The organism is Leisingera sp. (assembly GCF_034669605.1).
Classification (GTDB): Bacteria; Pseudomonadota; Alphaproteobacteria; order Rhodobacterales; family Rhodobacteraceae; genus Leisingera.
Genome location: NZ_JAXMOX010000285.1, coordinates 1 through 4409, shown reverse-complemented (window position 1 = coordinate 4409; position 4409 = coordinate 1). Strand labels below are relative to the sequence as shown.

General features: G+C 66.0%; 3 protein-coding genes and 1 pseudogene. 2 read left to right on the top strand and 2 right to left on the bottom strand.

Translation table 11 applies throughout. The annotated features are described in order from the left end of the window. A pseudogene (locus VOI29_RS22785) lies at positions 1–142 on the bottom strand (RDD family protein); the annotation flags it as partial. A gap of 104 nt (positions 143–246) precedes the next feature. Then, on the bottom strand, positions 247–702 hold the full coding sequence (locus VOI29_RS22780; RefSeq protein WP_323783957.1) for a DUF2852 domain-containing protein: 456 nt from the start codon (positions 700–702) through the stop codon (positions 247–249). A 625-nt stretch (positions 703–1327) separates the two neighbouring features. On the opposite strand from VOI29_RS22780, the gene VOI29_RS22775 reads away from it, so the two are divergent. Both VOI29_RS22775 and VOI29_RS22770 read left to right on the top strand, forming a co-directional pair. Continuing rightward, a complete protein-coding gene (locus VOI29_RS22775; protein ID WP_323783955.1) occupies positions 1328–4132 on the top strand; it encodes a glutamine-synthetase adenylyltransferase in 2805 nt (934 codons plus the stop codon). Then, positions 4116–4385, top strand: a complete 270-nt coding sequence (locus VOI29_RS22770) for a hypothetical protein (protein WP_323783953.1) — start codon at positions 4116–4118, stop codon at positions 4383–4385. The genes VOI29_RS22775 and VOI29_RS22770 overlap by 17 nt, the downstream gene beginning before the upstream one ends. Positions 4386–4409: the final 24 nt, after the last annotated feature.

The window sequence follows — 4409 nt, the reverse complement described above, 5'->3', positions numbered from 1 at the left end:
GCCCGGTAAAGGCCGTCAGCACCACTGCGGCGGCGCTGATGGTGAAGATCAGAATGCTGTCGATGATCCAGGCGATCAGCCGTTTGGCGGGCACGGAGGTGTAAAATTCTGCCTGGTAGTCGGGGTCGGGCAGGGCGGTCATTTGCAACAGTCCTTTGCACTGCGGGGGGAAGGGGGCCGAAGGGCCCGGCTGGATCCCCGCCCGGAAAGGGGCGGGGCAGCCGGTACGGGTGCGGACCGGTCAGATCAGAGGGGCTTGGGGCTGCCGCCGCCGGCGTCCTCTTCCGGATCATCGCTGCGGGCTGCGTCTTTGGCGCGCTCATTCATGAACGCGTCGAACTCGGCCTTGTCCTTGGCTTCGCGCAGCCGCTGCAAGAAGGCGTCAAAGTCATGCTGCTCCTGCTCCAGGCGGTTCAGCGTGTCAGCCTTGTAGGCATCAAAGGCGCTGTTGCCCGAAGGCCGCATTGCGGAATATCCGTGGCGTGCCCAGGCCTTACGGTGGCGGCAGGAGGATTTGCTGAACATGCGTTTGCTCCAGATCATGTAGAAAAGAAGGGCCAGACCCACCGGCCAGAAGAACACGAAGCCCAGCACCATGGCGGCGATCCAGGCGCCTTTGCCCTTGCTGTCCATCCAGGCTTCGCTGCGGGAAAACCAGCCCAGCACGGGTGCATGGGGGGCGGTTGGGGTGAAACTCGTCATCGGCGTCCTCCAGGTTTCGGTGAATGTAAATCCCTTTCACATATCAGCATATCGGAAGCCGGCGGCCCGGGTTCAAGGGTAATGTGAAACTATTTTACATTACCCATCGGCGCCACGAAGAGGCCGGTTTGGCGGGGCGCTTCTGCATGTATGCAGCGGGACACTCGGCCCAATGGCGCGGGATGGCGCAATGGCGCGGCCGGTTCCTGGTCTTGCGGAGCTGCGGCACGGATCTGCTCCTGCCCTTAGGCTGCCAGGCTGGTGTCTCAGGATGAAACGCCATCAGCGTTGGCGCAGCGGCGCCCCGAACATGTAATCACCAAGCTCAGGTCCGTACCGAGGATCGCACGGTCATGCTTCCGGTCCACAGGCCGTTCAGGTGACAACACTGCAGAAAGCGCAATATCCCAAGCAAGCCTGGGCGCTCCCAGCACCGCCCGGCATCCCCTGTTACCAAGATACTCTTTACATCGAAATGGTCCCGAACCGGAGCATAACCGCGCCCTGACGGTAGCTTAACGCAAGCAGCCCAGCTATTCGGGTATTCCTGACCCTGCGTAAACTTGCACTGCGGGGCGGCAATTCGGCCATTGACGCGCCGTTGCAGCGGGCACAGTCTCGGCGCATGACCACTGCCCTGAACATCACCCGCATGCCCCGTGCCTTTGATCCGGACCTTGGCGCCGAAACACGCGCCTTGGTGCCGGACCTGTCCGGGGCGATGGCCGATCTGGTGGCGGGGGCCTGCGGCTGCAGCCCCTATCTGATGGAGCTGACCGCGCGCGAGGCTGCCTGGCTGCCGCAGGCGCTGCAGGATCCTGAAACCGCGCTGGCGGCGGTCTTTGCGGACAGCCGGGCGCTGGAAGGCAACGGGCTGAAACCGGGACTGCGGCAGGCCAAACGCCGTCTGGCGCTGCTGACGGCGCTTTGCGACCTGTCCGGCGGCTGGAGCCTGGAACAGGTGACCGGGGCGCTGACGGACTTCGGGGCGCTGTGCGCGGACGTCGCGATAAAATCCGAAATCGCCGCTTTGATCCGCCGCAAGAAACTGCCCGGCTTGACCGAAGACGACGTGGAAACCGCAGGCGGGCTTACCATTCTGGCGATGGGCAAGATGGGTGCGCATGAGCTGAACTACAGCTCGGATATCGACCTTATCTGCCTGTTCGACGAGACCCGGTTCGACCCGGATGACTTTTATGAGGCGCGCCAGGGCATGGTGCGCGCGACCAAGAACATGTGTGCCGCCCTCAGCGACCGCACCGGCGACGGCTATGTGTTCCGCACCGATCTGCGGCTGCGCCCGGATCCGGCGGTCACCCCCGTCTGTCTGGCGATGGAAGCGGCAGAGCGCTACTACGAAAGCCTGGGCCGCACCTGGGAGCGCGCCGCTTATATCAAGGCCCGCCCCTGTGCCGGCGACATCGCCGCGGGGGAGCGGTTCCTGACCACCCTGCGTCCCTTCATCTGGCGGCGGCACCTGGATTTCGCCGCCATCCAGGACGCCCATGACATCCGCCTGCGCATCCGCGAGAACAAGGGCACCGGCGGCGCCCTGCATGTGCCCGGCCACGACATGAAGCTGGGCCGCGGCGGCATCCGCGAGATCGAGTTCTTCACCCAGACCCGCCAGCTGATCGCCGGCGGGCGCGACGAATCCCTGCGCCTGCGCGGCACGGTGGAGGGGCTGGCGGCGCTGGCGGACAAGGGCTGGGTGCCGCCGGACACGGCAGAAATCCTCTCGGCCCATTACCGCGCCCACCGCGAGGTCGAGCACCGGATCCAGATGGTGCATGACGCCCAGACCCACCAGATGCCCAAATCCGAGGATGGCATTGCCCGTATCGCCTGCCTGATGGACCGCGATCCGGCGGAACTGACGGCGGAAATCAGGGACCGGCTGACCGAAGTGCATGAGCTGACCGAAGGCTTCTTCTCGCCCGGCGGCACGCCGGGCGCATCTGCCGCGGCAGAAAACACCGCCGAGCTGGATGGCGCCATTATCGCCCGGTGGCCGACCTATCCGGCGCTGCGCTCCTCCCGCGGGGCGCGGATCTTCGAGCGGCTGAAACCGGAGCTGCTGTCGCGCGTCGCCAAAACTGCCAAACCGGCCGAGACTCTGGTGGCGCTGGACGGTTTCCTGTCCGGGCTGCCTGCCGGGGTTCAGCTTTTCTCGCTGTTCGGCGCCAACCCGCAGCTGATCGATCTGCTGGTGGATATCGCCGGCACCTCGCGCGAGCTGGCCAGTTTCCTGTCCCGCAATTCCGGGGTGTTTGATGCGGTGATCGGCGGTTCCTTCTTTGATCTCTGGCCGGGGGCGGAGCAGTTGCGGGCGGAACTGAAAAACCGGCTGGTGCAGGAAGACGATTACGAGGCCCGGCTCGATGCCACCCGCCGCTGGTGCAAGGAATGGCACTTCCGCATCGGCGTGCACCACCTGCGCGGGCTGATCGACGGGCATCAGGCCGGGGTCCAATACGCGGAATTGGCCGAAGTGGTGATTGCCGGCATCGCACCGGACGTGGTGACGCAGTTCTCCCGCAAGCACGGCCCCCCGCCGGGACGCGGCGCGGCGGTGCTGGCAATGGGATCGCTGGGCGCGGGGCAGATCAATTCCCAGTCCGATCTCGACATGATCGTGATCTATGATCCGGGCGGTGCGGACATGTCCGAGGGCAAGCGCCCGCTGGCCACGCGGCCCTATTACGCGCGGCTCACCCAGGCGCTGGTCACCGCGCTATCGGCGCCGATGGCCCAGGGCAAGCTTTATGAAGTCGACATGCGCCTGCGGCCTTCGGGCAACCAGGGGCCGGTGGCGGTCAGCCTGGCCGGCTTTACCAGTTACCAGCAGAACGAGGCCTGGGTGTGGGAGCATCTGGCGCTGACCCGGGCCCGCGTGGTTGCGGGCGACGCCGGGCTTGCCGCCGAAATCGAAACCTTCCGCGCCGGTTTCCTCGCCAAACCGCGGGACCTTGCCATGGTGCTGCAGGAGGTGGCGCAGATGCGCGCGCGGCTGGCTGCCGCCAAGACGCCGACTGGCGTCTGGGACGCCAAGAACGGCGCCGGGCGGATGATGGATATCGAGCTTTTGTCGCAGGCCGGGGCGCTCACTTCCGTTTCGGTGGCCCGCGATGTGGCCGCCGGCCTGCTGGGCGCTGTCGCTGCCGGATGGCTGAATGACGCGGATGCAGAATACCTGACCGCCAGTTACCGGCTATTCTGGTCGGTGCAATGCGCAGCGCGGCTGCTTTCCGGCAAGGCGATCGAGGCCGGGACGATCGGGGAGGGCGGTGCGCAGTTCCTCTGCCGCACCACCGGATACGCCCGGCTGGATGCGCTGGAGCAGGAATTGCAGGCCCGTTACAAACGCTGTGCGGCGCTGATTGCAGAGGCCTTGGAAGGGGAACAGGCGGATGAAGGGCAGCATTGAACAGGACCCGCGTGGTCTGATCTACGAATCCTACCGGATCGACGGCATCACCGGCGCGCAGTGCCGCAGCATATTCTTTGACTGGGCATTGGGCATGGATTCGGCCCGCGACAGCCGGGAAGACATTGGCGCGCTGCTGGAGATATACGGCGGCGCCAATCCGGACCACCCGATGACCGCAGTGCTGCGCGACGGGCTGCAAGGCAGTGCCACGCCGCGCCGCCGCGGCGGCTGGCGCTCGCGCGAGCGGTGACGGCGGCGTCTGTGCGGCCGGTGC